At 74.4% G+C, this 25492-nt stretch carries 23 protein-coding genes; 11 read left to right on the forward strand and 12 right to left on the reverse strand.

Annotated elements, in window-relative coordinates; all coding sequences use genetic code 11:
* Positions 1–16: 16 nt before the first annotated feature.
* The 3 genes from ACZ6ZT_RS10825 to ACZ6ZT_RS10835 form a co-directional block, all read right to left on the reverse strand.
* A complete protein-coding gene (locus ACZ6ZT_RS10825) occupies positions 17–973 on the reverse strand; it encodes an aldo/keto reductase (protein ID WP_469718258.1) in 957 nt (318 codons plus the stop codon).
* A 52-nt stretch (positions 974–1025) separates the two neighbouring features.
* Positions 1026–1982: an MASE1 domain-containing protein gene (locus tag ACZ6ZT_RS10830; RefSeq protein ID WP_469717629.1), complete on the reverse strand. Its 957-nt coding sequence runs from the start codon at positions 1980–1982 to the stop codon at positions 1026–1028.
* 86 nt (positions 1983–2068) lie between these two features.
* A complete protein-coding gene (locus ACZ6ZT_RS10835; RefSeq protein WP_469717632.1) occupies positions 2069–2905 on the reverse strand; it encodes a PP2C family protein-serine/threonine phosphatase in 837 nt (278 codons plus the stop codon).
* Between the two features lie 448 nt (positions 2906–3353).
* Between ACZ6ZT_RS10835 and ACZ6ZT_RS10840 the strand changes: the two genes are divergently transcribed.
* Positions 3354–4583 (forward strand): serine hydrolase domain-containing protein, encoded by a 1230-nt coding sequence (locus ACZ6ZT_RS10840; protein ID WP_469718262.1) that lies wholly within the window; start codon positions 3354–3356, stop codon positions 4581–4583.
* Positions 4584–4771: 188 nt separating this feature from the next.
* Positions 4772–6202: a rifampin monooxygenase gene (gene rox, locus ACZ6ZT_RS10845; protein ID WP_469717633.1), complete on the forward strand. Its 1431-nt coding sequence runs from the start codon at positions 4772–4774 to the stop codon at positions 6200–6202.
* Here rox and ACZ6ZT_RS10850 read toward each other — a convergent pair.
* Together ACZ6ZT_RS10850 and ACZ6ZT_RS10855 are read right to left on the reverse strand one after the other, a co-directional pair.
* The gene (locus ACZ6ZT_RS10850; RefSeq protein WP_469717635.1) at positions 6192–6716 is read right to left on the reverse strand and encodes a GNAT family N-acetyltransferase; all 525 of its coding nucleotides are present in this window, start codon (positions 6714–6716) and stop codon (positions 6192–6194) included. The genes rox and ACZ6ZT_RS10850 overlap by 11 nt on opposite strands.
* An 84-nt stretch (positions 6717–6800) precedes the next feature.
* A complete protein-coding gene (locus tag ACZ6ZT_RS10855) occupies positions 6801–7715 on the reverse strand; it encodes an MBL fold metallo-hydrolase (RefSeq protein WP_469717637.1) in 915 nt (304 codons plus the stop codon).
* A gap of 102 nt (positions 7716–7817) precedes the next feature.
* On the opposite strand from ACZ6ZT_RS10855, the gene ACZ6ZT_RS10860 reads away from it, so the two are divergent.
* Positions 7818–8843, forward strand: a complete 1026-nt coding sequence (locus ACZ6ZT_RS10860; protein ID WP_469717639.1) for an AraC family transcriptional regulator — start codon at positions 7818–7820, stop codon at positions 8841–8843.
* A gap of 10 nt (positions 8844–8853) precedes the next feature.
* Entirely contained in the window at positions 8854–9630 is a 777-nt protein-coding gene (locus tag ACZ6ZT_RS10865) for a 3-hydroxybutyrate dehydrogenase (protein WP_469717640.1), read from the forward strand.
* 21 nt (positions 9631–9651) lie between these two features.
* On the opposite strand, the gene ACZ6ZT_RS10870 is transcribed toward ACZ6ZT_RS10865, so the two are convergent.
* Positions 9652–10506, reverse strand: a complete 855-nt coding sequence (locus ACZ6ZT_RS10870; RefSeq protein WP_469717642.1) for an SDR family oxidoreductase — start codon at positions 10504–10506, stop codon at positions 9652–9654.
* Positions 10507–10608: 102 nt separating this feature from the next.
* On the opposite strand from ACZ6ZT_RS10870, the gene ACZ6ZT_RS10875 reads away from it, so the two are divergent.
* Positions 10609–11061, forward strand: coding sequence for a MarR family winged helix-turn-helix transcriptional regulator (locus ACZ6ZT_RS10875; RefSeq protein ID WP_469717644.1), 453 nt, complete (start codon positions 10609–10611; stop codon positions 11059–11061).
* Between the two features lie 31 nt (positions 11062–11092).
* On the opposite strand, the gene ACZ6ZT_RS10880 is transcribed toward ACZ6ZT_RS10875, so the two are convergent.
* Entirely contained in the window at positions 11093–11725 is a 633-nt protein-coding gene (locus ACZ6ZT_RS10880) for a response regulator (RefSeq protein WP_469717645.1), read from the reverse strand.
* Complete coding sequence (locus ACZ6ZT_RS10885) at positions 11722–12786, reverse strand: sensor histidine kinase (RefSeq protein ID WP_469717647.1); 1065 nt, start codon at positions 12784–12786, stop codon at positions 11722–11724. The genes ACZ6ZT_RS10880 and ACZ6ZT_RS10885 overlap by 4 nt, the downstream gene beginning before the upstream one ends.
* A 475-nt stretch (positions 12787–13261) precedes the next feature.
* Here ACZ6ZT_RS10885 and ACZ6ZT_RS10890 point away from each other — a divergent pair, with 475 nt between their 5' ends.
* Positions 13262–14134 (forward strand): D-hexose-6-phosphate mutarotase, encoded by an 873-nt coding sequence (locus ACZ6ZT_RS10890; protein WP_469717649.1) that lies wholly within the window; start codon positions 13262–13264, stop codon positions 14132–14134.
* A 15-nt stretch (positions 14135–14149) separates the two neighbouring features.
* On the opposite strand, the gene ACZ6ZT_RS10895 is transcribed toward ACZ6ZT_RS10890, so the two are convergent.
* Positions 14150–16390: an FUSC family protein gene (locus tag ACZ6ZT_RS10895; RefSeq protein ID WP_469717652.1), complete on the reverse strand. Its 2241-nt coding sequence runs from the start codon at positions 16388–16390 to the stop codon at positions 14150–14152.
* A gap of 127 nt (positions 16391–16517) precedes the next feature.
* Positions 16518–20003: a M28 family peptidase gene (locus tag ACZ6ZT_RS10900; RefSeq protein WP_469718264.1), complete on the reverse strand. Its 3486-nt coding sequence runs from the start codon at positions 20001–20003 to the stop codon at positions 16518–16520.
* Between the two features lie 170 nt (positions 20004–20173).
* Between ACZ6ZT_RS10900 and ACZ6ZT_RS10905 the strand changes: the two genes are divergently transcribed.
* On the forward strand, positions 20174–21133 hold the full coding sequence (locus tag ACZ6ZT_RS10905) for a LysR family transcriptional regulator (RefSeq protein WP_469717653.1): 960 nt from the start codon (positions 20174–20176) through the stop codon (positions 21131–21133).
* A 54-nt stretch (positions 21134–21187) separates the two neighbouring features.
* On the opposite strand, the gene ACZ6ZT_RS10910 is transcribed toward ACZ6ZT_RS10905, so the two are convergent.
* Positions 21188–21571 carry a PRC-barrel domain-containing protein gene (locus tag ACZ6ZT_RS10910; RefSeq protein ID WP_469717656.1) on the reverse strand — a complete coding sequence of 128 codons (384 nt, stop codon included), beginning with the start codon at positions 21569–21571 and terminating at the stop codon, positions 21188–21190.
* Between the two features lie 602 nt (positions 21572–22173).
* Between ACZ6ZT_RS10910 and ACZ6ZT_RS10915 the strand changes: the two genes are divergently transcribed.
* Positions 22174–22560 (forward strand): C40 family peptidase, encoded by a 387-nt coding sequence (locus ACZ6ZT_RS10915; protein ID WP_469717659.1) that lies wholly within the window; start codon positions 22174–22176, stop codon positions 22558–22560.
* Positions 22561–22595: 35 nt separating this feature from the next.
* Here the strand turns inward: ACZ6ZT_RS10915 and ACZ6ZT_RS10920 are convergent, their stop codons facing one another.
* A complete protein-coding gene (locus ACZ6ZT_RS10920; protein WP_469717662.1) occupies positions 22596–23552 on the reverse strand; it encodes an SMP-30/gluconolactonase/LRE family protein in 957 nt (318 codons plus the stop codon).
* A 272-nt stretch (positions 23553–23824) separates the two neighbouring features.
* On the opposite strand from ACZ6ZT_RS10920, the gene ACZ6ZT_RS10925 reads away from it, so the two are divergent.
* The 3 genes from ACZ6ZT_RS10925 to ACZ6ZT_RS10935 all read left to right on the forward strand — a co-directional run bounded on the left by ACZ6ZT_RS10925 (position 23825) and on the right by ACZ6ZT_RS10935 (position 25484).
* Entirely contained in the window at positions 23825–25084 is a 1260-nt protein-coding gene (locus tag ACZ6ZT_RS10925; protein ID WP_469717664.1) for an FUSC family protein, read from the forward strand.
* Between the two features lie 26 nt (positions 25085–25110).
* Positions 25111–25236 carry a hypothetical protein gene (locus ACZ6ZT_RS10930; protein WP_469717666.1) on the forward strand — a complete coding sequence of 42 codons (126 nt, stop codon included), beginning with the start codon at positions 25111–25113 and terminating at the stop codon, positions 25234–25236.
* A gap of 74 nt (positions 25237–25310) precedes the next feature.
* On the forward strand, positions 25311–25484 hold the full coding sequence (locus ACZ6ZT_RS10935; RefSeq protein ID WP_469717668.1) for a CsbD family protein: 174 nt from the start codon (positions 25311–25313) through the stop codon (positions 25482–25484).
* Positions 25485–25492: the final 8 nt, after the last annotated feature.

The raw sequence follows: 25492 nt of genomic DNA on the forward strand, positions 1-25492 counted from the left end.
GCCGGAGCCGGCCGGCTCAGGGCAGCGGGACGCCGCGGGCCGCGGCCCACAGGGCGTACCACTCCTCGTGCGTGAGGTCCGGGGCGCGCAGCGAGGCGTCGCGGCAGGCCCCGATGCGCTCCGGCCGGGCGGTGCCGACGATTGGGGCGATACCGGCCGGGTGGCGGGTCAGCCACCACAGCAGCACCGACTCCGGCGTGGTGTCCTTGCGGCGGGCGAGCTCGGCCAGGAGCTCCGCGGTCGCGTGTTCGGCGGGGGTCTGCTGGAGGCCGGTGAAACGGCCCTGCGCGAGGGCGCCCCAGGCCTGGAGCCGGATGCCGTGCTCCAGGCAGTGCTCCAGCGTCCCGTAGGGGAAGCCGTGGTCCGCGCCCTCGGGGGTGTTGAGCAGGACGCCGGCCTCGACCCAGGCCCGGCTGTGCAGGCTCATCTCCAGCTGGTTGGCGACGAGGGGCACGTCGAGGCGGGCCTGGAGGCGGGCGATCTGCGCGGCGCCCGCGTTGGAGACGCCGAAGGCGCGTACGAGGCCCTGCCGGTGCAGGGACATCAGCGCCGCGGCGATCTCGTCCGGGTCGGCCAGGGGGTCGGGCCGGTGCAGCAGCAACACGTCGAGGGAGTCGGTGCGCAGCCGGGCCAGGCTCTCCTCCACCCGGCGGGTGATGCTCGCGGCGCGCAGGTCGTACATCCCCGGGCGGTCCCCGTCGGCCAGGCGGATGCCGCACTTGCTCTGCAGGACGATCCGTTCGCGCAGGCCGGGCGTCCGGGCGAGGACCTCGCCGAAGACGGCCTCGGACTTGCCGTGCCGGTAGATGTCGGCGTGGTCGAAGACCGTGATCCCGATGTCCAGGGCGGCCCGGACGGCCGCCTCGGCGGCGTCGATGTCGGCCGGCCCGTACGGCTCCGGCTCCCAGCTGCCACCCAGCCCCATGCACCCGTACAGCAGCCGGCCGCCGCGGCCGGGGCCCTTCGCGCTCATGTTCGTCACGCGGCCCAGGGTAGGAGGCGGTGCGCACGGGCGGCTGCGCGGGTTACTTCCGGGTGGCGCCCGGGGCGAGGTGCGCCACCACCTCCGCCAGGTCCTCGCACACTTCCTCGATCTTGAGCCGGATGTTGTTCTGCTCGGTCACCAGGGCCGCCAGGAGCAGTCCGGTCAGGGCCGCCGCCCCGTTGAGGGCCTGGAGGTTCACCATGACCTCCAGCAGGCTGTGGCGGGCGAAGGGTCCGGCGTGGTCGGTGGCCGCCGAGATCGCGAGCACCGAGATGAGCAGCGCGCAGGGGGCGGCGCCGGCCAGCTGGAAGCGTACGGCGGCCCAGATCAGCAGCGGGAAGACGAGGAAGAGCAGGGACTGCGTACTGCGGGTGGCGACGAGCGTGACGGCGGCGGTGGTCAGCATCAGGAGCACCGCCTCGGCGATCCGGTACGGGTCGCGGGGCAGCGGCCCGCGCCGGGTCAGCGCGAGCAGCAGCGGGGTGACCAGCAGCACCCCCATGGTGTCCCCCGCCCACCAGGCCGACCACACCGGCCAGAAACGGTCCGCCGGCAGGTTGCCGGTGAGCACCAGCGTCCCGCACCCGGCGCTCGCGCTGATCGTCATCGGGATCAGCCCGCCCAGGAAGACCAGCGCCATGCCGTCCCGCAGCCGGTCGAGCTCGGGCCGGAAGGCGACCCGGCGCAGCAGCGCGTAGGCGCACAGCGGGGCGAGCGTGTTCCCGGCGACGATCCCGAGGTCGGAGAGGTGGAAGGCGCTGAGGCGTTCGACGGCCAGGTACGTGCCGAGGGCGATCCCCGGCCAGACCCGTGGGCCGCACCAGAACAGACAGGCCAGGGCGATGCCGGTGGGCGGCCACAGCGGCGTGACGACCGCGCCCTCGACGACCACCTGCCGCAGCAGGCCGAGCCGCCCGGACAGGTAGTAGGCCGCGGCGACGGCGAGGATCCGCAGCAGCGCCAGGGCCGGACGTCGCCATTCCACGGTGCGCATCACTGCATCAGACAACAGCCGGGGCGCCGGGACGGGGCGTGACACGCGCGAGCGGCGCGCGGCGCCGGTGCCGCCCGCCAGCGCACGGTCTAGCCGTGGTCGGCCGTGGTGCCGTGGGCGTCGTGGCTGAGGACGAGTACGGCGGCGTCGTCGGCGTGGCCCGTGGAATCGGCCACCTTCATCACCTCGGCGGCCAGCTCGTCGGGATCCCCGCCGGCCGCCTCCCGCACCAGGCGCAGCACCCGTTCCAGGCCCTCGTCGATCGGGAACGAAGGCCCCTCGACCACTCCGTCCGTGAGCAGCACGATGGACCCGGCGTCCCCGAGCCTGCGCCGGGTCACCGCGTACCGCGCGCCGGGGAGGGTGCCCAGGGGCGGGCCGCCGTCCTCCTCGGTGATGCCGTACCGGCCGTCGACCGTGGCCCAGACGGAGGGCACGTGGCCCGCCCGGGCGCTGGCGAGCACCCCGGTCAGCGGGTCGAAGCGCAGCAGCGTGCAGGTGGCGAAGAGCTCGCTGTCCATGGCGAGCAGGACCTCGTTGGCCCGGCCCAGCACCTCGCCGGGGTCGGTGACGACGGCGGCCACGGCGCGCAGGCAGACCCGTACCTGCCCCATGAAGGCGGTGGCCGCGACGTCGTGCCCCTGGACATCGCCTATGGAGAACGCGACGGCGTCCCCGGGGACCCGGAAGCCGTCGTACCAGTCGCCGCCGATGTCGAGGCCGCGCCGGGCGGGCGCGTACCGGGCCGCGGCGCGCAGTCCGGGCAGGGCGGGCAGGGAGGCGGGCAGCAGCTCGCGCTGCAGGGCCTCCGCCAGCTGTACCCGGGCCTGCTGGAGCTCCGCCCCCTCGCGGGCCCGGGCGGTGAGCTGCCCGAGCACGCTCAGCAGGTCGGCGCTGTCGGGCCGGTGCGGGCGGCGCCAGGTCATGGCCCGCTCCCGGGTACGTCCATGCTCGCCGCCTCCGCCGCCGCCATAACGGTGCTCATCATATTTCGGCCCGCCCGGGTCCGCTCAGGCGGAGGCGGGCGGGGCGGGGGGTGCCGGCCCGGCGCGGTCGCTTCCGGCCCTGCGATCACCGGCCCCGCCGACCCACCCGACCCCGCCCGGCCCGGCCGATCCCGCCCGGCCGCGGCTGACCCGCCTGGCCCGTAGCGGCCCGTGCAGCCCGTGCAGCCCGTACCGGCCTCTACCGGCCACGCGATGGCCGGAAGAAGCCGGTCCGAGCCCGCTCGCTAACCGGATGCCGGGCTTCCGCACGGTTTCCGTAAGCTCATGATCAACCCGGCCGCCAACCGCCCGGACTCACCGAGCAGTCGGCGGCCCCGGGGTACCCCGACCAGTACCCGAAGAGCTGAGGATCCACGTGCTCCTGCCCATGAACCGCCGTCTGGCCGTCAGTGCCGCCCTCCTGGCCGTGGTCGGCGGTGTGGTGCCCGCCACCGCCGCCCAGGCCGCCCCGGCCCCCACCGCCGGGGCCGCGGCCACCCTGCCCGCGCCCGACATGGAGGCCCTGGACGCGGCCCTGCGCAACACCCTCGCCGCCGGCGCGCCCGGCGCGATGGCCCGGATCAGCGGCGTCGGCGGCGTCCGGACCAAGACGGAGGGGGTCCGCGACAAGGTCACCGGCGCCGCCATGGACACCGACGCCCGCTTCCGGATCGGCAGCGTCACCAAGACGTTCTCGTCCGTCGTGCTGCTCCAGCTGGTGAACGAGAAGAAGATCGAGCTGGACCAGCCGGTCAACCACTACCTGCCGGGCCTGCTGCCGGACGACCGGATCACGGTCCGTCACCTGATGACCCACCGCAGCGGGCTGTCGGACTACACCAATGCCATGTTCAACGACACCGTCCCGGGCTTCGAGGCCGTACGGAACAAGGTGTTCGGCTACCAGGACCTGGTGCGGCTCTCGCTGAACGAGCCGCGCACCTCGGAGCCCGGCGCCGCGTACAACTACTCGAACACCAACTTCGTGGTCGTCGGCATGCTCATCGAGAAGGCCACCGGGCACCCGGTCGCCACGGAGTACGAGCGCCGCATCATCAAGCCGCTGAAGCTCCGCAACACCTCGTACGTGCACCCCGACACGAAGATCAAGGGCCTGCACGCCAACGGCTACCTGCACCCCGACGAGGCCGGCCAGCCACTGGTCGACTCCACCGAGCAGACGGTGTCCTGGGCCCAGTCGGCCGGCGCGATGATCTCCAGCGCCGCCGACCTCAACACCTTCACCTCGGCGCTGGTCACCGGCAAGCTGCTGCCGGCGCCGCTGCTGGACCAGATGCTCACCATGACCCCGACCGACGCGACCAACACGCGTTTCTACGGGCTGGGCCTGCGCCGGTACGACCTGTCCTGCGGCACCTCGGTGTACGGGCACACCGGCACCGTGCAGGGCTTCTACACGTACGCCTTCTCCACCCGCGACGGCGAGCGCAGCCTCGCGGCGATGGCGAACACCTCGAACAAGGGAGCGGCGAACACCGCCCTCGGCGGCACCCTCGAAGCGGCCTTCTGCGGCAAGAAGCCGGTGAAGGCGACCGCCCGCGGCTTCGCGGCGACCCTCCCGGCCGACGTGGACCTGCCGGAGCACAACTCCCGCTGACGCCCCGCTGCCGGGGCCACCGCGGACACACCACCCACGGCGGCCCCGGCCCGGTAAAAGAGAAAGGCAAGGAGCTTTCGCACTCCTTGCCACTTTCAACTTATAGCGCACAGGGGGTCTTGCGGCAAGGCCCCGGTCGTACCGCAGAATCAGCGGCCTCAGCCAACGATCTGCGAAATGGGACATGCGTGATTGACGTGATCATCGCCGGCGGCGGGCCGACCGGTCTGATGCTGGCCAGTGAACTGCGGCTGCACGGGGTGCGGGTGGTCGTGCTGGAGAAGCTGACCGCGCCGACCGAGGAGTCCCGGGGGCAGGGCCTGCACGCCCGCAGCGTCGAGATCATGGATCAGCGGGGTCTGCTGGGGCGCTTCCTGGAGATCAGCAAGAAGTTCCAGGTCGGCGGCCTGTTCGGCGGCGTCACGAAGCCGTGGCCGGAACTGCTGGACACGGCGCACCCCTACGGGCTCGCCGTCCCGCAGCCGGTCACCGAACGGCTGCTGGGCGAGCGCGCCCGCGAACTCGGCACCGAGGTCCGGCGCGGCTGCGAGGTGGTCACGCTGGAGCAGGACGAGGACGGAGTGGACGTCGGCCTGGCGGACGGGACGCGGCTGCGCGCCCGTTACGTCGTCGGGTGCGACGGCGGCCGCAGCACGGTGCGCAAGCTGCTCGGCGTCGGCTTCCCGGGGGAGCCCGCGACGGTGGAGACGCTGCTGGGGCAGATGGAGCTGACGGAGGACCCCGAGAAGGTCGACGCCGTCGTCGCGGAAGTGGCCAAGACGCAGATGCGGTTCGGCGTCGCCGCCTTGGGCGAGGGCCAGTACCGCGTCATCGTGCCCGGGGACGGCGTGTCCGAGGACCGTGCCGCGCCGACGCTGGAGGAGTTCCGGCAGCGGCTGCGGGAGGTCGGCGGCACGGACTTCGGGGTGCACTCGCCGCGCTGGCTGTCCCGGTTCGGGGACGCCACCCGGCAGGCCGAGCGGTACCGGGAGGGCCGGGTCCTGCTGGCCGGCGACGCGGCGCACATCCACCCGCCGACCGGCGGCCAGGGCCTCAACCTGGGCGTCCAGGACGCGTTCAACCTCGGCTGGAAGCTGGCCGCGGAGGTGGCCGGACGGGCACCCGAGGGGCTGCTGGACAGCTATCACGCCGAGCGGCACCCGGTCGGCGCGGCCGTACTGGACAACACCCGCGCCCAGATCACCCTGATGGGGAACGGCGCCGGGCCGACCGCGCTGCGGCGGCTGTTCGCGCGGCTGATGGACTTCGAGGAGGTCAACCGGTACGTCACCGGCATGATCACCGCCGTGGACGTCCGCTACGACCTCGGCGAGGGCCACGAACTGCTGGGCCGGCGGATGCGGGACCTGGAGCTGGAGCGGGGGCGCCTGTACGAGCGGATGCACGGCGGCCGCGGCCTGCTGCTCGACACCACCGGCCGGCTCTCGGTGGCCGGGTGGGAGGACCGGGTCGACCACGTCACCGGCGTCGGCGCGGAGCTGGACGTACCGGCGGTGCTGCTGCGGCCGGACGGGCACGTGGCGTGGGCCGGCGACGATCCGGCGGAGCTGCGCGGTCCGCTGGCCCGGTGGTTCGGGGCGGCGGCCGTCAGAGGGTGATCCAGTAACGCCGCTTCGGGCCGACGAGGGTCTCGCGGACGTCCTCCAGGACGCCGCCGCCCCGCTCGATGGTGCGTACCGAGGCCTCGTTGCCCGGGTCGCAGGTGAGCAGGACGCGGTCCATGCCCATGATCCGGGCCTCGTACAGGACCGCACCGAGCGCCCAGCCGGCCACGCCCCGGCCGCGGGCGGAGGGCCGGACGCTGTAGCCGATGTGGCCGGCGGCGTCGAGGAGGAAGCCGTTGAGGTAGTGCCGCAGGTCGATGGCGCCGAGGTAGGTGTCGCCTTCGGCGATCCACCAGTAGGTGGCGTGGACGCGGCCCTGTTCGACGGGGACCGTGCGGTCCCCGTAGCCGTGCAGCCGCCGGGTCCAGGCGGCGAAGCCTTCGGGCGTGTCCACCTCGTCCTCGTGGCCCAGCCCGGCGCCGTCCATGTGGGCGTCCGGGCCCCATTCCTCCTGTGCGGCGAGCCACGAGGCGTGGAGGCGGGGGGTGGGGGCGATGAGCTGGGGCATGTTCCGGACGGTAACAGTCGGACCATCCGACCGGGCAATCCGTACGGAGCGGTGTTCACCGGCCCGGCTCATACGCCGCCCGGCTCACCGGCCCGGCCCGTACGCCGCCCAGCGGCTCAGGGCGAAGCCGTCGCCCGCCTCGCGGACCTCGACGGCGCCCGGGCCGGCGAAATGGGCGGGCACCACGAGCTCCCGTTCACCGGCGGCCCGGGCGAGTATCCGGCGGCGGGTGGCCGCGGCGCCGGCCGCATCCGCGCAGAAGCAGCTGTTGTGGTCCGGGGCCAGGATCTGCACCGGGCTGTGCAGGATGTCGCCGACGAAGACGGCCCGCTCGCCGCCCGAGGACAGCCGCAGCACCGAGGAGCCGGGGGTGTGGCCGGGCGCGGACTCCAGGGTGAGGTTCTCGTCGATGCGGTGGGACCCGTCCCAGAGCACCGCCTGTCCGGCCCGGTGGACGGGGGCGACGCTGTCCTCGTACATCAGCCGGTCGTCCACGCGCGCGTTCCCGCCGTAGTCGCCGCGGGGCCCGAAGTGGAAGTCGTCGGCCGCCGGCAGGAGGTACTCGGCGCGGGGGAACGTCGGCACCCACTCCCCCGCCTCGTCGCGGGTGTTCCAGCCGACGTGGTCCACGTGCAGGTGGGTGTTGACGACGACGTCGACGTCCTCCGGGCGGATGCCCGCGCGGTCCAGGGCGCCGAGGAAGTCGCCCTGCCAGTGGTGGAAGTGCGGCGACTGTGGCCGCTCGCGCCCGTTGCCGACACCGGTGTCGACGAGGACGGTCCGGCCCGCGCTGCGCAGCACCCAGGTCTGCAGGGCCAGCACCGCGTGGCCGTCCCGCGGCTGCCAGTGGTCGGGGGCGAGCCACTCCTCGTTCTCGCGCCACAGCCGCTCGTCCACTCCGGGGACGAGCCCCCGCGCGGGTACCAGCGCGCCCTGCCATTCGACGACCCGGATGACCTCGACGTCCCCGAAGACCATGCTCGTGCTCTCGTTCTCCATGATCCGACTCTAGGCGGACCGTGATGAGCCGCTCAATGCCTGATCGGCTCACTGGGATACGTACACGGCTCAGCGGTGACGGGCGTGGGTAGTCTGGTGCGCATGGACGTGGTGAGCGACGCGATCTCGGCCGTACGCATCGGCCGGCCCTCCTCCGACCGGGTACGGGTGTCCGGCGCGTGGTGCGCGCGGTTCGCGCCGTACGAGGGCGCCGGGTTCCACGTGGTGCTGGAGGGCGGCTGCCGGCTGCTGCCCGACGGCGGCGAGCCGGTCGTCCTCGGCGCGGGTGACGCCGTCCTGCTGCCGCACGGGGCGGGGCACGTGATCAGCGACGGTCCCCTCGACGCGGAGGCCGTGGCGCGGGCGGTGCCGTTCGAGGAACTCGCCGCGCGCCGGCGGGGGCGCGAGCTCGGAGCCGGTCCGGACGGCGCGGACACGGGCGGCGCGGGCGGCCCGGGCGCGGGCGCCGTGGAGATGCTGTGCGGCAAGTACCGGCTCGACCGGAGCCGGTCCCATCCGCTGATGGCCGAGCTCCCCCAGGTCGTCCACCTCCCGAACCGGGTGGGCAGCCACCCCGAACTGCGGTCGGCCATCGACCTGCTGGGGCGGGAGCTGGACGAGCGGCGCCCCGGAGCGTGCGTGGCGGTGCCCAGCCTGCTGGATCTGCTGCTCGTCTACATGATCCGCTCCTGGGTCCTCGCCGAGGGCACCCCCGGGACCTGGCCGGCCGTCCTGGGCGACCCGGTGACGGCCGCCGCGCTGCGGGCGCTGCACTCGGACCCGGCCGCCGCGTGGACGATCGACCGGCTGGCCGCCGAGGCGGGGGTGTCGCGGCCCACCCTGGCCCGGCGCTTCACCTCGCTGGTCGGCCGCCCGCCGATGGCGTACCTCACCTGGTGGCGGCTGAACCTCGCCGCGACCCTGCTGCGGGACACCGGCGATCCGCTGGCCGCCATCGCGCGCCGGGTCGGCTACGGCACTCCGTACGCCCTCTCGCACGCCTTCAGCCGTGAGTTCGGCACCACCCCGGGCCGCTACCGTGCCCAGGGGGCGGTGGCGGCGGCCGCCACCTCCCCGGTACGGACTGTGGCGACGGCACACATCGGCAGCGGGGCCGCGGGACTCTAACGTTGCGGCCATGACGAGCACAAGGGCGGCCGGGGCCGCGGGAGTCGACCTCTCGGGGCGCGTGGCCCTGGTGACCGGGGGCGGGGGCGGCATCGGACGGGCCTGTGCGGTGGCGCTGGCCGCCGCGGGGGCCCTCGTCCACGTCGTGGACATCGACGCGGGGGCCGCCGCCGAGGTGGCGGAGCTGGTCGGCGGGCGGGCACATCCGGCCGACCTCGCCGATCCGGCCGCCGTCGAGGCGCTGCCCGCCGCCGTGGACGTCCTGGTCAACAACGCCGGACTCCAGCACGTGGCGGCCGTCGAGGAGTTCCCGCCGGAGCGGTTCGAGACCATGCTCCGGGTGATGGTCACCGCCCCGTTCCTGCTGCTGCGCCGGACGCTGCCGCACATGTACGGGAGCGGCTGGGGCCGGGTCGTGAACATCTCCAGCGTGCACGGGCTGCGGGCGAGCCCCTTCAAGTCCGGGTACGTGACGGCCAAGCACGCGCTGGAGGGGCTCAGCAAGGCCACCGCCCTCGAAGCGGCGGAGCGGGGGGTGACCAGCAACTGCGTGAACCCGGGCTACGTGCGCACCCCGCTGGTGGAGCGGCAGATCGCGGACCAGGCGCGGGCGCACGGGATCCCGGCCGAGCGGGTGGTGTCCGAGGTGCTGCTGCGCGGGTCCGCGATCAAGCGGCTGATCGAGCCGGAGGAGGTGGCGGCGGTGGTGCTGTGGCTGTGCGGCCCGCACACCGCGCACGTCACCGGGGCCTCGCTGCCGATGGACGGAGGCTGGACCGCCGCCTGAGGCGGCCGCCCCCCGGGCCGGTCAGCGGACCCAGTCGCCGGTGAGGCCGCCGACGGCGGATCCGTCGAGGTCGGCGAGCTTCGTGCCGACGAACTCGCGTGCCCAGTCGGAGGTCTGCACCCGCAGCGGGGGCCGGTCGGCGGTCAGGGCGTCGATGACGGGCCGGGCGGCCTCGTCGGAGGTCTGCGCCGACTCGAAGGACTTCATGGTGCGCTCGACGTAGTTCCGCAGGGCCGGGGCGTAGGGGCCGGCCGCCTCCAGCATCGCGGGGAGGTCCAGGCCGATGCTGGTGACGAACTCGCTGGCGACCGCGCCCGGTTCGACGACGGTGACGTGCACGCCGACGGTGGCGGCGACGGGGGCGAGCGACTCCATGAAGCCCTCGACGGCGAACTTGGCGGCGCAGTAAGCCTCGTTGAAGGGCTGTCCGACGATGCCGCCGACGCTGGTGACCGTGATCACGCGGCCGCGCGAGGCGCGCAGGTGCGGCAGGGCGGCGCGGGTGACCTGGACGACGCCGAAGAAGTTCACCTCCATGGTGTCGCGGACGTCCTGGACGGTGCCCTGCTCGATCGTGCCGACCTGGCCGGCGCCGGCGTTGTTGACGACCGCGTCGAGGCGTCCGTACGCGGCGAGCACCTCCTGAAGGCAGCTGTCGATGGAGGCGGCGTCGGTGACGTCCAGGCGCTTGACGGTGACGAGGTCCTGGACCCCCGACTCGACGGCCGCGGCGCGCAGCGGGCCCGCCTTGTGCGTGTCGCGCATGGTGGCGATCACCTGCCAGCCGGCGCGGGCCGCGGCCACGGCGGCGGTGAGGCCGATGCCGGAGGAGGTGCCGGTGACGAGGACGGTACGGGGGGTGCGGGCCGTGCTCATGGGGTCTCCAAGGGGTGTGATCACAGAGGCGCAAGATTTAAGTGCGTGCACACACACCATAGAGATATGTGCGCGCACACACAAACGGGTAGGCTCGGCCCCATGGCGCGTACCGATCTCTCCCTGGGTGACCTGACCCCCCGCGATCATGCCTTCTACGGCCTGATCTGGGCGGGCACCACGCTTTCGGCCCGTATCGACCAGGCCCTCACCCGGGCCCACGGACTGCCGCTCTCGTGGTTCGAGGTGATGCTGTGGCTGAGCGTCCAGCGCGAGCCGGTCGCCGCGTCCGACCTGGGCGCCAAGACCCTCCTCAGCCGCAGCCAGGTCTCCCGGGTGCTCGACCAGCTCCAGGCCCGGGGGCTGGTGGCGCGCCTCCCCTCCCCCACCGACGCCCGTTCGGTGTGCGTGGCGCTCACCGCCGAGGGCCGCACGGCCTACGCCGAGGCCGACGCCACCCGCCGCGAAGCCCTGCGGGAGGTCTTCGACGAGCGGCTCGACGACGGGGACATCCGGGCGCTGGAGACGGTCTGGGACAAGCTCAAGAACAAGTGAGGCGTACGGGGACCGGAGCCCGGGCCGGCCGTCAGAGGTCCAGTCCGTCCTCACGTACCCGGCGGGCCAGGTCGGTCTTGGTGTAGGAGGGCCGGCCCGCCCCGCGGTACTTCTCCTTGACCTGGTCGAGGTAGTACTTCGCGGTGTGGGGGCTGATGCCGGCCCGCCGCGCGGCGGCCTTGAGCGTCAGCCCCGAGGCGTAGTCGAGCAGCACCTGCCGCTCCCGGGGCGCCAGCCTCGGCCGTTCCCGGCCCGTGTCGCAGGCCCAGGCGAAGGCCAGTTCCGGTGAGTGCGCCGTCCCGCCCGCGGCCACCGTCGCGATGGCCCTGACCAGGGTGTCCAGGTCGTGGTCCTTGGTCAGGTAGCCGTCGGCGCCGGCCGTCACGGCCGCCACGATCCGGTCGCGGTCGGCCACCGTACTGATCACCAGCACCCGGCTGCCCGCCGCCCGCAGCCTGCGTACGTTCTCCTCCGGCACCGAGGCGTCGCGCAGCAGCAGGTCCGGGAGGACCACGTCGGGCGGGCCCTGCGGAGCCGGGGCCGCCAGCAGCGCGTCCACCGTGGCGACCGCCGCGACCAGCCGCAGCCGCTCGACCCCGGCCAGCCAGGAGCGCATCCCGTCCAGCAGCATCCGGTCGTCGTCGACCGCCGCCACGGTGATCACGCGGGCCACCGCAGCGCCACGCGGGTGCCCTCGCCGGGGGCGCTCTCCACCTCGGCCGCCGCGCCGATCCCGGTCATCCGGGCATGGACCGAGCGGCGCAGCCCCGTCCCGGGGGTCCGGCCGGGCCGGACGGGGTCGAACCCCGCGCCCCGGTCCACCACCGTGACGGCCAGGCCCCCGTCCCCGGTGCCGACGGCGGTGAGGAAGGCGGCTCCCGTCCCGGCGTGCACGCGTACGTTGTTCAGCGCCTCGGAGACGGCGGCCGTCAGGGCGTCGGCCACCTCGCGGGGTACGGCGGGCAGCGCGTGGTACTGGGCGGTGACCCGCAGGCCCAGGCACTCGGCGGAGCGCACGGCCGCCTCCAGCGCGGCGCCCAGGGCGGACACGGCCGGCGCGGGGCCGCCCGGCCGGTGCGCCGTCCCGTCCTCCTGCTGGACCAGCCTGCGCAGGTAGGCGGCCTCGCGGGCACACCGCTCGCGCACCGGGGCGGCGTTGGCGTCGACCCGTCCGGCGGCGATCGTGGTCAGGGTGGCCAGGACCGTGTCGTGCAGGGCCGCGTGGTGGGCCATCCGCTCGGCCTGCCGGGCCCGTTCGGCCTCGGCGGTGACCGCCTGGCGCTGGGCGGCGTCCAGCAGGGCGCCCTGACGGCGCAGGTACCACCAGAACACGTACGCCATCACGGCGGAGGAGACGACCGCGTCGAGGTGTCCGACGAGCTCGGCCGAACGGGAGCCGGCCACCAGCAGGTGCAGCGCGACGGAGGTGGCCAGCAGCAGGGCCACCGACGCGGCGGCGCCCCGCACCCCGAGTCCCACGGCGACGGCCGAGCTCGCCGAGCCGCCCAGCAGCATCAGCCAGCCGCTCTGTGACACGGCCGCCCCGCCCAGGGTCCACAGGGCGAGCCAGGGCAGGGCGCAGCCCGTCACGAGGACGTCGCACCACACCCAGTGGCGGCCGAACCAGCCGCGCCCGCGGGCCGTGCCGTAGAGCAGGAGGCTGAGCGCGAGGGCCGTGGCGAGGAGGGCCCAGGCGGCGGGCGCGCCGGGCGAGTGCCGGGCCACGGAGAGGACGCCGACGCTCAGATGGCTGGCCCGGTGGCCAGGATCATGAACCGCTGGGCGCGCTGAAGTCCCGAGCCCCCACTCACCCACGGCCTCCGCAGTGAACACACCCCCCTGAAAGGGCGGGTACCGGGTATTCAGTGGATCTCGCTAGGTTCATCGCGTCAAGGCGGTCGTGAGACAGGAGCGACCGTGGCTCGAAAACCAAGTCGGTGCTGACGACCGGCCGGGGCCGCTCCACCTCCACGTGGAACCACGGGCACGTCGACCGCAGCGGCTGAGACCGGCCGGGTGCCGTCCCGGCCCGGGCCCGACGGGGGTCCTCTCGACGGGCCGGGGCGGCACCCGGCGGGGCACACGGCACGGCGGACTTCAGGCCCCGCCGTGCCGGCACCCGTTTCCCCGCTTACCGTGCGGAGTTCCGTTCCGCGTCGCCCGGCTTGACTCTCTTGTGCGGATTCTGAAGAGTCGCCCCATGAACGACAACCTCTTCGCCCTGCCCGTCCTCGACCAGTTGTCGCCGTCCCTCACCCGGCGTCTGATCGGCGAGATCCCGATCCTGGTCGTCGACCACCCGCGCGTGCGCGGCGCGGTCAGCCTCCAGGGCGGACAGGTGCTCACCTGGCAGCCCGAAGGCGGCGCCCCCGGGCTGTGGCTGGGCGAGCGGAACGCCTGGACGGCGGGGACGGCCATCCGCGGCGGCGTCCCCCTGTGCTGGCCGTGGTTCGGCCCCGTCGCCAAGCCCTCGCACGGCTTCGCCCGCGTCCTGGACTGGGAACTCGTCTCGCACGAGACGACCGAGCACGGTGTCGTCCTGGTCCTGCGGCTGGAGTCCTCGGACGTCACCCGCGCGCTGTGGCCACACGAGTTCACCCTGACCACCCGGATCGCACTCGGCGCGACCTGCGCCATCGACATCGAGGCGACGGGCGCGCACGAGAGCACGGCCGCCCTGCACACCTACCTGGCGGTCGGCGCCCTGGGCGAGGCGGAGGTCTCCGGGCTCGGCGGGCACTACCGCGACAACCTCCTCGCGGTGGACGTGGACGAGGCAGGCGGCGCGGTGACGCCGACGGGGCACATCGAGCGCGTCTACACGGAGCCGGAGGGGGTCAGTGTCGTCCGCGACGACGCCCTCGGCCGCGTCGTCCGGCTCGCGCACCGCGAGGCGAGCGATGTCGTCGTCTGGAATCCGGGCGCCGAACTGGCCGCCGGGATGGCCGATCTGACGGAGGACGACCACCTGCGCTTCGTGTGCGTGGAGACCGGCCGCGTCAACTCCCCGCTGGAGAGCACCCCCGGCCGGCCCGCCCGCCTCGGCGTCACGCTGAGCGTCGCCGGCGCCTGAGCGCGCACCGCGCCGCTACCCGCTCCCCGGCCGGTCCTCCACGGCGTGCGCGGCGGCCATCCGGCCCAGGTCGGTGGTGAGCGAGTCGAGCCAGGCCGTCGCGGTGAAGAACAGCGCGGGCGCGTCCCGGGTGGCGTCCGAACGCTGCGGGCCCGCCCCGGCCGCGCGCGCCCCGGGGGCGGCCGGGCCGCCCCCGCCGCCCTTCGGTGCGTCGAAGCGGGCGGCGGCCAGTGCGAAGCCGTCGGCCACCCAGGCCCCGTACGTACGCACCCGGTCGCCCGCGGCGCGGTCGGGCGGCGGGCCGTGGGCCGCGTCCAGGACCCGCCGGGCGCCCCAGAGCACGTGGTGGCCCGCCATGAGGGCGCTCTGCCAGTCGGGGCTCGGGCCGGGCGGGCGCTGGGCCTCGCCCTGGTACTGGGCGTACGCGGACTCGGCGAGGAACAGCGCGTGCTGGACCCCCTTGCCGCCGTCGGCGACGGGCGGCGCACCGCCGGGCGCCGTCACCGCGCGCGTGAGGGCGGCCACCTCCTCGGCGGCGCATCTGAGCATCCGGGCCACGGACCGGCCGAGTTCGTCGTGGGCACCCTTCGGCCAGGCCAGCAGCCCGCAGACGATGCCGATGACGCTGCCGATGAGCACGTCGAGGAAGCGGACCTCGGCGAGCTGCCAGGTGGTCGGGGCCAGCTGGGCGAAGGCCGCGGCGACGACCAGGGTGAACAGCGCCTGCGTCCAGCCCACGCCCTTGACGGGGCCGAGGGAGAACGCGACGAACATCAGCGGCGGCAGCAGGATCGCGCACGGCGTGGCCGACCCGGCGGCGAGGGCGAGGACCACCCCGGCGGCGAGGGCGCCCACCAGCGTCCCGGTGAGGGCGGCGCGGACGGCGGAGCGGGTCTGGAGGGCGGTGGTGCGGGTCAGCGACAGGACGGCGAGCATGGCCCAGAACCCGTGGGGCAGGGTGTCCACCCCGGCCACCGTACGGGCCACGGCGAGGGCGAGGCTGATCCGTACCGCGTTCTGGAAGTGGACGGACCTCGGCCCGATGTGGCCGGAGAGGCGGACCCACCACAGCCGGAGCGGGCCCTCGGCGGCGTACCAGAAGCGGCCCGCGTCGGTGTCGGGTACGGCTCCCCGCCCGCGTACGCCGATGGCGGCGGCCCGGCCGAGGACCAGGGCGGCGTCGGCGATCTCCACCAGCGCCGCCTGGCGCATGCGGTCGGCCGGGGCCGGGGGCAGCCGGTCGGCGGTGCGCGCCCGGGCCGCGGCCAGCGCCCGGACCGCTGGAGCGTCGGCGGGCGGGGCCGGACCGTCGTGCGGCGCGAGCAGCCGCGCGCTCTCCGCGGCGCAGTCCTCGACGGCGCCGAGCACGTCCGGGCCCCCGGCGTCGGGCGGGGCGCCGGAGGCCGGTGCGGGCAGGGTGCGGAGCCGGGCGAGCAGGGTGCGGACGGCCAGGCCGGTGTGCGCCAGCGCCCGTTCGCGTACGTCGGGGCCGGCCGGGCGCTCGGCCTCCGGCACGTGGGAGGGGCGTACGGCCTGCCCTGCGGCCAGCGCCTGCCGGACGGTGTCCGGGGGCAGGGCGTGCGGCGGCGAGCGCAGGGCCCCGGCGCAGCGGGCGGCCGTCCGGGCGGCGGCCGCGGCTCTCTCCCGGTAGGTGGGCACGACCGGGTCGGGCAGCACGTACGCCTCGGCGAGCAGGATCAGCACCATGCCGACGACGGTTCCGGTCAGGCGTTCCCCAAGGGTGTCCGGGGCGTACGGGGGGAAGCAGGGCAGGATGTAGAGCAGCTGGAGGCCGGGGGACGCGCCCGCCGGGCGGGGGCCGGCGGCGGCGACGAAGGCCAGGCAGAAGCCGACGACCAGGGTGCCGAGGACGGCGGTCCAGGTGCGGACGGCGAGGCAGGTGCCGACGGTGACCAGCACGCAGGCGACGGGCAGCAGCCGGACCATCACGGCGGCCCGCTGCCGGCCGGTGCCGGGGATCCGGGCCAGGGCGGCGAGGGAGACGGCCGAGAAGAGCGCGTAGGTGGCTCCGACGCGGCTGTCGAGGACATAGCGGAACACGTAGAAGCCGAGGCAGGCGGCCAGGGTGACGCGGGCGGCGCGGCGGGCCGCGGCGGGCGCCGGGCCGGTGCCGTGCCGCAGCCGGTCGAGCGCCCGGGCGGGGCCGGGCGCCGCCTGCCGGGTGCCGCGGCCGCCGGGGCCGGGCCCCGGCCCGTGGCCCGCGTCCCGGCCGCCGTCCTGTGTCCGCGCACCCATCGCGACTCCGCCCGCTCGCGGTCTTCCGTTGTCTCAGGGTCCCACCGCGGGCCGGGGTCGGCAGCCCCGGACACCGGCCCGCCCGGCCTCCCCGTGCGGGGCGGCCGGGCGGGTCTGCGGTGGCGGGTCAGCCGACCTGGAGGGTCACGTCGTCCACCACGTAGGAGGTCTGGAGCGACTGGTCCTCCGCGCCGAGGAACTGGAGGGTGACGTTCTGCCCGGCGAAGCGGGAGAGGTCGTAGGACTTCTGCACGTACCCGGTGGTGGCGTCCACGTTGGAGAGGGTCTCCAGCGTCTGGCCGCCCACCGAGACGGTGAAGCGGTCGTAGACCACGTTCTCGGTCTCTTCGGTGTCGATGTGCAGGAAGAACGAGAGCCGGTACGAGGAGCAGCCGGCCGGGATCGCGAGGGACTGGGCGGCGCTGTCGGTGTGGGGGGAGCCCCAGCCGCCCAGCCAGGCCATGAAGGAGCCGGAGTGCGCGACCTCACCGGCCTGGTTGGTGATGACGCCCGTGGTGGTGTTCCACGGGCTGCTGCCGTTCTCGAAGCCGCCGTTGGCCACGATCTGGCGCGGGGTACACGTGCCGCCCCCGCCGGTGACGGTCAGCGTGTAGGTGGTGGTGTGGCTGACGGTGCCGGAGCCGGTGACCGTGAGGGTGTAGGTGCCGGGCGCGGTGCTCGCGCCGACCTGGACGGTCAGGGTGGCGGAGGCGCCGGACTGCACGGAGGACGGGCTGAGCGTGGCGCTCACCCCGGCCGGGGCGCCGGAGACGGACAGGGCGACGCTCTGGGCGGCGCCGCTGACGGTGGTGGTGTCGACGCTGGCGGTGGTGGAGCCGCCGGGGGCGGCGCTGCCCGCGGCGGGGCTGGTGGCGAGGGAGAAGTCCTGGGCGGGCGCCTGGCCGCCGACGGCCTGCTTCCACACCGTGTACGCGACGCCGTCGGCGCTGCGGTCGAGGACGGTGGCGCTGATGTTGTTCGTGGTGTCGCAGGCGCTGTGGTAGCAGGAGTCGTAGGCGGCGTTCGCGGTGCCGCCCCATTTGGCCGCCTGCTGGGCGCTCTTGCGGGCGCTGGCGCCGGCGGCGTAGCCGGAGGTGGGGATGCCGGCCTGCTGGAAGGAGTAGTCGTCGCTGCGGCCCTGGCCCTCGGTGTTCTCCTCGGGAGCGAGGTTCAGGGAGGTCCAGTAGGCCTTGAGGGGGGCGGCGGTGGTGGAGTTCAGGTTGTTGATGAAGTAGCCGCCGTTCGGCGAGCCGACCATGTCGAAGTTGTAGTAGCCCTTGATGGCGGCGCGCTGGGCGCTGTCGAGCCGGCTGACGTAGAACGCGGATCCGTTGAGGCCCTGTTCCTCGTCGGTCCACCAGGCGAAGCGGACGTGCTTGGTCATCGCCGGGTTCTTCTGGGCGAGGACGAGGGCGTTCTCCAGCAGCGTCGCGGAGCCGGAGCCGTTGTCGTTGATGCCGGGACCGGCCGAGACGCTGTCGAGATGGGCGCCGAACATGACGGTCTGGTCGGCGGGTCCGCCGGGCCAGTCGGCGATGAGGTTGTTGGACGGGTAGGTGCAGGAGGAGCAGGTCTGCTCGGTGACGGTGTAACCGGCGGCCGCCAGCTTGCCCTTGAGGTAGGCCAGGGACTGGGTGTGACCGCCGCTGCCGGCCCGCCGGTTGCCGCCGTTCTGGGAGGCGATGGTGCCCAGCTGGGCCAGGTGGGCCTGGACGACGGCCACGTCGATGTCCGGCGGGTCGGTGCCGGGGGTGGTGCCGCCGACGTTGAGCGCGTAGTCGACGGTGTGGGAGAGGGTGGCGCCCTGTCCCTTGACGACGACGGTGGCGGCGCCGGGCGCCGCGTTGGCGGTGGCGGTCAGGGTCAGTACGGAGGACTGGCCCGACGGCACGGTGGCCGGGCTGAAGGAGGCGCTCACCCCGGCCGGGAGGCCGCTCGCGGTGAGGGTGACCTGCTGGGCGCCGCCGGTGGAGGTGGCGGTGGTGACCGTGGTGGTGACGGAGGCGCCCTGCCGGACGGTGCCGGAGGCCGGGTTCAGGGCGAGGGTGAAGTCGCCGTTCTGGCCGCTCGGCGTACAGGTGGGGTCGCCGGCCTGGGCGGGAACGCTGATGGCGTCCCAGGCGGCCTTGGTCCTGGTGAACAGCTCGCAGGTCGCGTCGAGCGTCTTGGCGGAGCTCAGGGTGGCGGTGCGGTACTTCTTGTAGGACATGCCGCTGGTCTTGAGCAGCATGCCGCCGTAGAAGATCTTTCCGGCGTTCTGGACGCCGACGCCGGTCAGGGCGCTCTGGTTGCAGGTGCTGCTGGAGGGCTTGCCGCCGCCGGGGCTGGTGCCCTCGGCGAGCAGGTAGAACCAGTGGTTGAGCGGGCCGGCGGCGGCGTGCACCTCGGTGCCGGGTATCGCGGAGCTGTAGCAGGCCGGGTCGTTGTTGACGGCCGGCGGGTCGTACATGTTGCGGATCGGGCCGCGGCCCTGGAGGTTGATGACCTCGCCGACGGTGTAGTCGGGCGAGTCGTACGGGGACGGCTCGTTGACGTACGCCTCGGTCAGCGCGCCGAAGATGTCGCCGGTGCCCTCGCCGAGGCCGGCTTCCTGGCCGCTGGTGCCGCCGGGGGTGTTGGAGTCGATGGCGTGCCCGTACTCGTGGGCCACCACGTCGATGCCGGCGATCCACTCGTTGGCGCTGTTGTGCCCGATGGTGACGGAGCTGCCGTCCCAGTACGCGTTGAGGTCGCCGAGGCCGACCTTGCCGGGGAAGCTGCGGCCGTTGCCGCTGACGCCGTTGCGCCCGAGCCACTGGCCGAGCATGTCCCACTGCTTCTGGGCGGCGAACATCAGGTCGACGCAGCCGGTCTCCTTGCTGGTGGGGTTGCCGGTGCCCCAGGCGTCGGAGGACTTCGAGAAGACGCTGCCCGAGCTGTAGTCGGCGCAGCTCAGGCCGGTGCGGTTCGGGTCGCGCAGACTGTACGTGGACCCGGACGCGGTGGTGTCGAGGGCGACCGGGCCGGGGCCGTTCCACTTGCTGTTGCCGGTGCCGGCGACCACGTCGTCGTGGGTGTCGACGACGGATCCGGTGCGGGCGTCCACGAAGACGTGCAGCCTGCTGGGGGCGTCCTTCGTCCGGCCGGCGAGTACGGTCTCCCAGGCCAGGACCGGCTTGTCGTCCTTGAGGCGGACGACGAGCCGGCTGCTCTCGGTCCTGTCGACCGTGGCGAGGCGGGTGCGCGCCGTGGACTCGGCGTCCTGGGCGGTGACCGTGGGGCGGGTCTCGATGTCGACGCGGACGGCGGAGGCGGACCGCAGGGCGCGCACGGTGCCCGCGCCCGCGCCGTCGGCGAGGACGACGGCGTCGCCGCCGACGACGGGGATGCCGCGGTAACTGCGCTCGTAGGCCACCGAGTAGAGGTCACCCAGCCAGGGGGTGACGAGGCGGCGCTCGTAGCGCTCCTGGGCGGAGTTGACCAGGGAGTCGAGGCCGCTGGCGACGGCCCGGTCGGCCGCGGCGACGGCGCGCGCGGCGGGGGTGTCCTGTACGGCCGCCGCGGCGGGCGGCCGGGCCGGCTGGGCGGCGGCCGTCCCGGTCAGGGCTCCGGCGAGGCTCGCGGTCAGCGCCATGGCCGCCACGCTCGCCGTCCATCTGGTGGGGGGCAACGTCCACTCCGTTCGTGGGGGGTGGGGGGATCGTTGCGCCGAGTATGGGCGTGGACATGACGGGTTTGGGACATCCCGGCAGGCATAAGGCCCGGGTTATGGTGCGCCGCCGGGGCGCTGCGTACGCTGCCCGGATGCGGCTGGAGTTGAGGCATCTGCAAGCCGTCTGCCGGATCGCGGAGGCGGGCAGTCTGGGGGGCGCGGCGCGTCGGCTCGGGGTGTCCCAGCCCGCGCTCTCGGCCCAGTTGCGCCGCATCGAGGCGGTCACCGGCGGCGAGCTCTTCGTCCGCGGCCGGGGCGGGGTGGAGCCCACGGCGCTCGGGCAGTTCGTCCTGGCCAAGGCCCGCCGGGTGCTCAGCGAGATGGACGCGCTCGGCGCGGAGGCACGGGCCCTGGCCCCGGGCGCGCCGCTACGGCTCGGCTGCATCCTGCTCGTGCTGCTCGACGGACTCCTCGCCCAGACCGACCTGGCCATGGCGGGGCGGGAGATCACCGTGGACCTGGAGGACTCGGTGACCGCGCTGTCCCGGATGCTGGGCGCCGGCCGCTACGACGCCATCGTGTTCGGGGAGGTCAACGACCACGAGGTGCCGCTCCCGGAGGGGACCCTGGCGAGGACCCTGATCCCGAAGGAGCCGTTCTGCATCCGGCTGTCGGCCCGGCATCCGCTGGCCGCACTGGACCGCATCGACCTCACCGATCTCGCCGACGAGGCGTGGATGACGCTGGTGGAGGACGACGACGGGGGCCCGGAGGCCCTGGTGGCCGCCTGCGCGCAGGCCGGTTTCAGCCCGCTGCTGCGCTACCGCATCACGGACCGGAAGATGCACTACGACCTGATCGCGGCGGGCCGGGCCGTCTCCCTGAGCCAGCCCACGGCGCCGGCCGCCGCGGGGACGGTCATGCGCCCCCTGGCCGGTTCCCCGGTCACCGGCCGGATCCGCCTCGCCTGGAACCGCGCGGCCCTCTCCTGCGGCCAGGCGGAACTCCTCTACCGGGCGGCGGCCCGCGCCTACGTCGCCAATGTAGGCAACCACCCGTTCCACCAGGCCTGGTGGAACGCCCACCCGGAGGTCCACCCGGCGCTCGACTGAGCCGCCGGTCCGCACCGGCCGGCTGGGGCCGGGCCGGGCCGAGCGGGGCCCGGGTCAGACGGCGTGGCCGCCGACCGGGCCGGCGGTGCCGTGGACGCCGAAGCTGTAGTAGACCCCGAGCTCTTCGCGGTAGCGGGGGTCGGCGAGGTGGGTCTCGCGCACGAAGACGGGGGCGTCCTTGATCTGGGCGCGGGTGCGGTCGACGAAGACCGTCCGCGTCCCGGCGTCGACGCTCACGACGGTGCTCGCGGGCAGGAGCACCTCCTTGCCGAAGATCCACACCCCGGTGTCCACGACGAGGTAGGCGTCGCCCGCCTCGTCGTTGTGCGCGTCGACCTTGCCGACGCACCCGTCGGTGGCCTCCACCGTGAATCCCGTCAGATCGACGCCGTCCCTGCGGCCGGCCGCCGACCTGTAGCTCCACACTTGTCCGGTCACGTGAACGCAGCTCCTCCGGTCGGTGGCGGTGGGCGGCGCCTGTCGCCGCCGTCCGCCTCTTCGCGCCCTCGTGTGCCCTTCACCCGCTGGTTCACACGTACCGCCGGACCTGCCCGCCCCCGCCGGACGTCCACCGGCGCCGGGGCTCTCCGCTCCACGCCGGGGGCGATTATCGCGAGCGGTCCGGTCCGGACGGCGCGGCGGTGGTCGCGTGTCGTGAGGTGCACGCCAATGCGCGGGAATTTTTCCAATGCTTCGCAAATATTTTGCAGAATCGATACAGCAAGGGCGGTCCCCGAGAAGCGAAACGGGTGGGGCGGCAGATAAAACTGGTCGGCCGTCAGGCGTCGTCTGACGCCGTGAGACGCCGTGAGACGGCGTCCGACGCCCTCGGCCCCAGGGAACCCACGTCACCGAAAGCAGGACGACCTTCACAGGTACCCGACCGACCGCTGCCCGCACCCGAACGCGGAGGTATCCCGATGTCCGCATCCAGGACCCACTCCCGTAGTTTTCGCACGACGCACCGGCCCGTCCGCCCCGTCCCAGGCTCCCGCCCTCCCCGTGCCCTCACGCTCCTTCTCCTGCTGACCGCCGCGACCGTGGCCGGCCCGGCCGCGCCCGCCGGGGCCGTCCCCTCCTACGGCGCCAGAGCCGTGGTCGTGGCCGCGTCCAAGGCGGGCGCCCCGTACGCGCGCGGCGCGGCCGGCCCCGCCCGTTTCGACTGCTCCGGCCTGACGGTCTACTCCTTCCGGCAGGCCGGCCGGACCCTGCCGCGTACCGCCGAACAGCAGTACGAGGACACCGACCACATCTCCCGCGACAAACGGGTCCCGGGCGACCTGGTCTTCTTTCCCGCCGGCGCGGTCATGGGACACGTCGGCATCTACGCCGGCGACGACAAGATCTGGCACGCTCCCAGACCCGGCACCCGCGTCCGGCTCGAACGGATCTGGAGCGGGAACGTCCGTTACGGCCGCGCCTCGTGAGGGTCCCGCGGCGGACCCCGCCGCCGCAGGCCCCGCTACCGCCCCGACGGGTCGGCGCCCGCGGGGACCTCGTAGATCCGGCCGTCGACGCCCGCGCGGTAGAGCCGGCCCGCCGAGAAACCCCGTTCGCCGTGCCCGTAGGTGATCTGGGTGGACAGGTGCAGGCCCGACGCGACGGCGCACAGCGCCCCTCCCTCGGCCCGCCAGATCTGCCCCGACACATGGGTGGCGATCAGCGGGCGCCCGCGCCCGTCGAGCGTGAGCCCGTCGGGCAGGGCCAGGGCGTCGGAGAGCCCGGCGGTGATCCACCGCACCGGGTGGGCCGGGTCCGCGACGGGGATCCGGTACAGGCCGGGGGCCGCGGTGGTCTGGACGACGTAGACCTCGGAACCGTCGGGGGACACCGCGATGCCGTTCGGCTCCCCCAGCCGGGCCCAGGCGGGGTCGACGCGTCCGTCCGGGGTGACACGGCCGATGGTGCCGCCGCCCAGGGTGGTGGTGTACACGGTGCCGTCGGGCGCGAGGGCGACCCCGTCGATGCCGCCGAGCCCCGAGGCGTACGTACGGACCCGGCCGGAGTCCGGGTCGACGGCCAGCAGCTCCGAGACCGGGAAGAGGCCGCCGGTCAGGGAGTGGGCGAGGTCGTTGCCCGTGCCGACCAGGAGCGTGCCGTCGTCGCGGACGACGACGCCGCCGTTGGCGCCGATGCCGCCGGTGAGGGCGACGGGCTCGGCGCCCGGGGCGTCGATCCGGTAGACCCGGCCCGTGAAGTACGCCGTCACGAACATCCGGCCCCGCCGGTCGACGGCGATCGACTCGGCCCAGTCCGGGATCCGTGCCACCTCCACGGGCGCGGCCCCGGGGGCGGCCGCGCAGGAGGGCGCCGCCTGGGCGGTTCCGGGCGCGCACACCCCCGCCAGCGCCGCCAGCAGGGCCGCCGCGGCCACGGCCCGGCGGTGCGGGGTCCTGCGGAACTTCCGGGTCTGCTTCATCGGTCCCCCTCCCCGGGCGGACGCTCCGCCCGGCGTCGCAGTATCGGCTCCCGCCGTGGCCCGTACCACCCCGTACCGCCCCGCACGCGCGGACCGGCCACGGATACGGCCGGAACCGCCCCGGGGAGGCGCCCGGGGCCGCCCGGGAGCGGCTCACGGGAGCGGACCGGGAGCGGCCCGCCAGGGCGACCGCGCGGGGCTTTGCGCAGGCCGTGCGGGGGTTCGGGGTGCGCGGGATGATGAATCCGCGCCGACGGGGGCAGGCGCCGGGCATGACACCAGCACATGCCGCCGCCCTGAAACTCGTACGCCGCCACCGGGAACCGGCCGTCGTCCAGGCGCTCCGCTCGACCGCCGCCGCCGTCGTCTCGTACGTGGTGGCGCTGCGGCTCAGCAGTGAGCCGGCCCCGCTGACCGCGCCGCTGACCGCGCTGCTCGTCGTCCAGGTGACGCTGTACTCCACGCTCACCACCGGCGTGCGGCGCGTGAACTCCGTCGTCGCGGGCGTGCTGATCGCGATCGGGTTCAGCGCCCTGGTCGGCCTGACCTGGTGGAGCCTGGGCCTGATCATCCTGGCCTCGCTCGTCGTGGGACGGCTGGTGCGGGCGGGCGAGTTCGTCCCCGAGGTGGCGATCAGCGCCATGCTCGTCCTCGGCGTCACCCAGGTGGCGGACACGGCCTGGGACCGGGTCCTCGAAACGCTGATCGGCGCGGCCGTCGGCCTCGCCTTCAACCTGCTGCTGGCCCCGCCGGTCTGGATCGGGCCGGCCGGCGCCTCCATCACCGACCTCGCCGCCCGCATGAGCACCCTGCTGCTGCACATCGGCGGCGAGGCGGGCGGACCGGCCAGCGTGGAGCAGGCGGCGGCCCGGCTGCACGAGGCGCGGCGGCTCGACAACGACATCGCGGACGTCGACGCCGCGCTGCGGCAGGCCGAGGACAGCCTGCGGCTGAACCCCCGGGTCAAGGAGGGCGTCCTCTTCCGGCTGGTGCTGCGCACCGGCCTGGACACCCTGGAGATCTGCGCGGTGGTGCTGCGCGTCACCTGCCGTACGCTCACCGACCTGGCCAAGACGCGGCGCGGCGACGAGGCGCCCTTCCCTCCCCCGGTCGCCGACGCCCTGCGGGAGCTGTACGGTCACACCGCCGCGGCCGTCGGGGCCTTCGCCCGGCTGATCACGGCCCAGGTCAGCTCCAACGCGGAGGACGCCGAGAGCCTGCTCACCCGCGAGCTCGACACCGCACGACAGAGCCGCGACCGGCTCGCGGCGCTGCTGCCCGAGGAGATCACCCGCCACCCCGGCGAATGGCAGCTGTACGGGGCCCTGCTGGCGGAGGCCGACCGGGTGCTGGACGAGCTCAGCGTCGAGAAGCGCTCCGAGCGGCTGCTGGAGGAACTCGACCGGCACGCCCGGGAACGGCGCGAGCGCCATCCCTGGCTGCGCCGCCGGATCCGGTTCCCGCGCCACACCCGCCGTGGCTCCCGCCCCGCCGGGGACGCGGAGCGGGAGCGGGCGAAGGAGACCGCCTGAGGGGCACGAGGCCGCTGGCGGCCTCCATGTCCAGCGCGCCTTCGACGTCGCCGCGGACCGTCCGGCGCATCGAGGACGAGCTCATCGCCCGGCGCCGCGGCACGGACACCCAGGACACGGGCCGGGACCAGCACCAGGGGACGATCGTGTAGTGGTGCGTTTGCGGGGCCGGATCCGGGTCAGACGAGGGGCGTACGTTGTCCCCTTCCGCAGGGAGTGATCAGCCGTGGCGAAGAACGAAAAGGGCAAGGCCAAGGCCGAGCAGGCCAAGGGCAAGCTCAAGGAGGCGGCCGGCCGCGCCGTGGGCAACGAGCGCCTGACGGCCGAGGGCCGCGTCGAACAGGCCAAGGGCGACGCGCGCCAGGCCAAGGAGAAGACGAAGGACATCTTCAAGCACTGAGGCAGTGA

It is taken from the genome of Streptomyces sp. NPDC102258 (assembly GCF_055584685.1).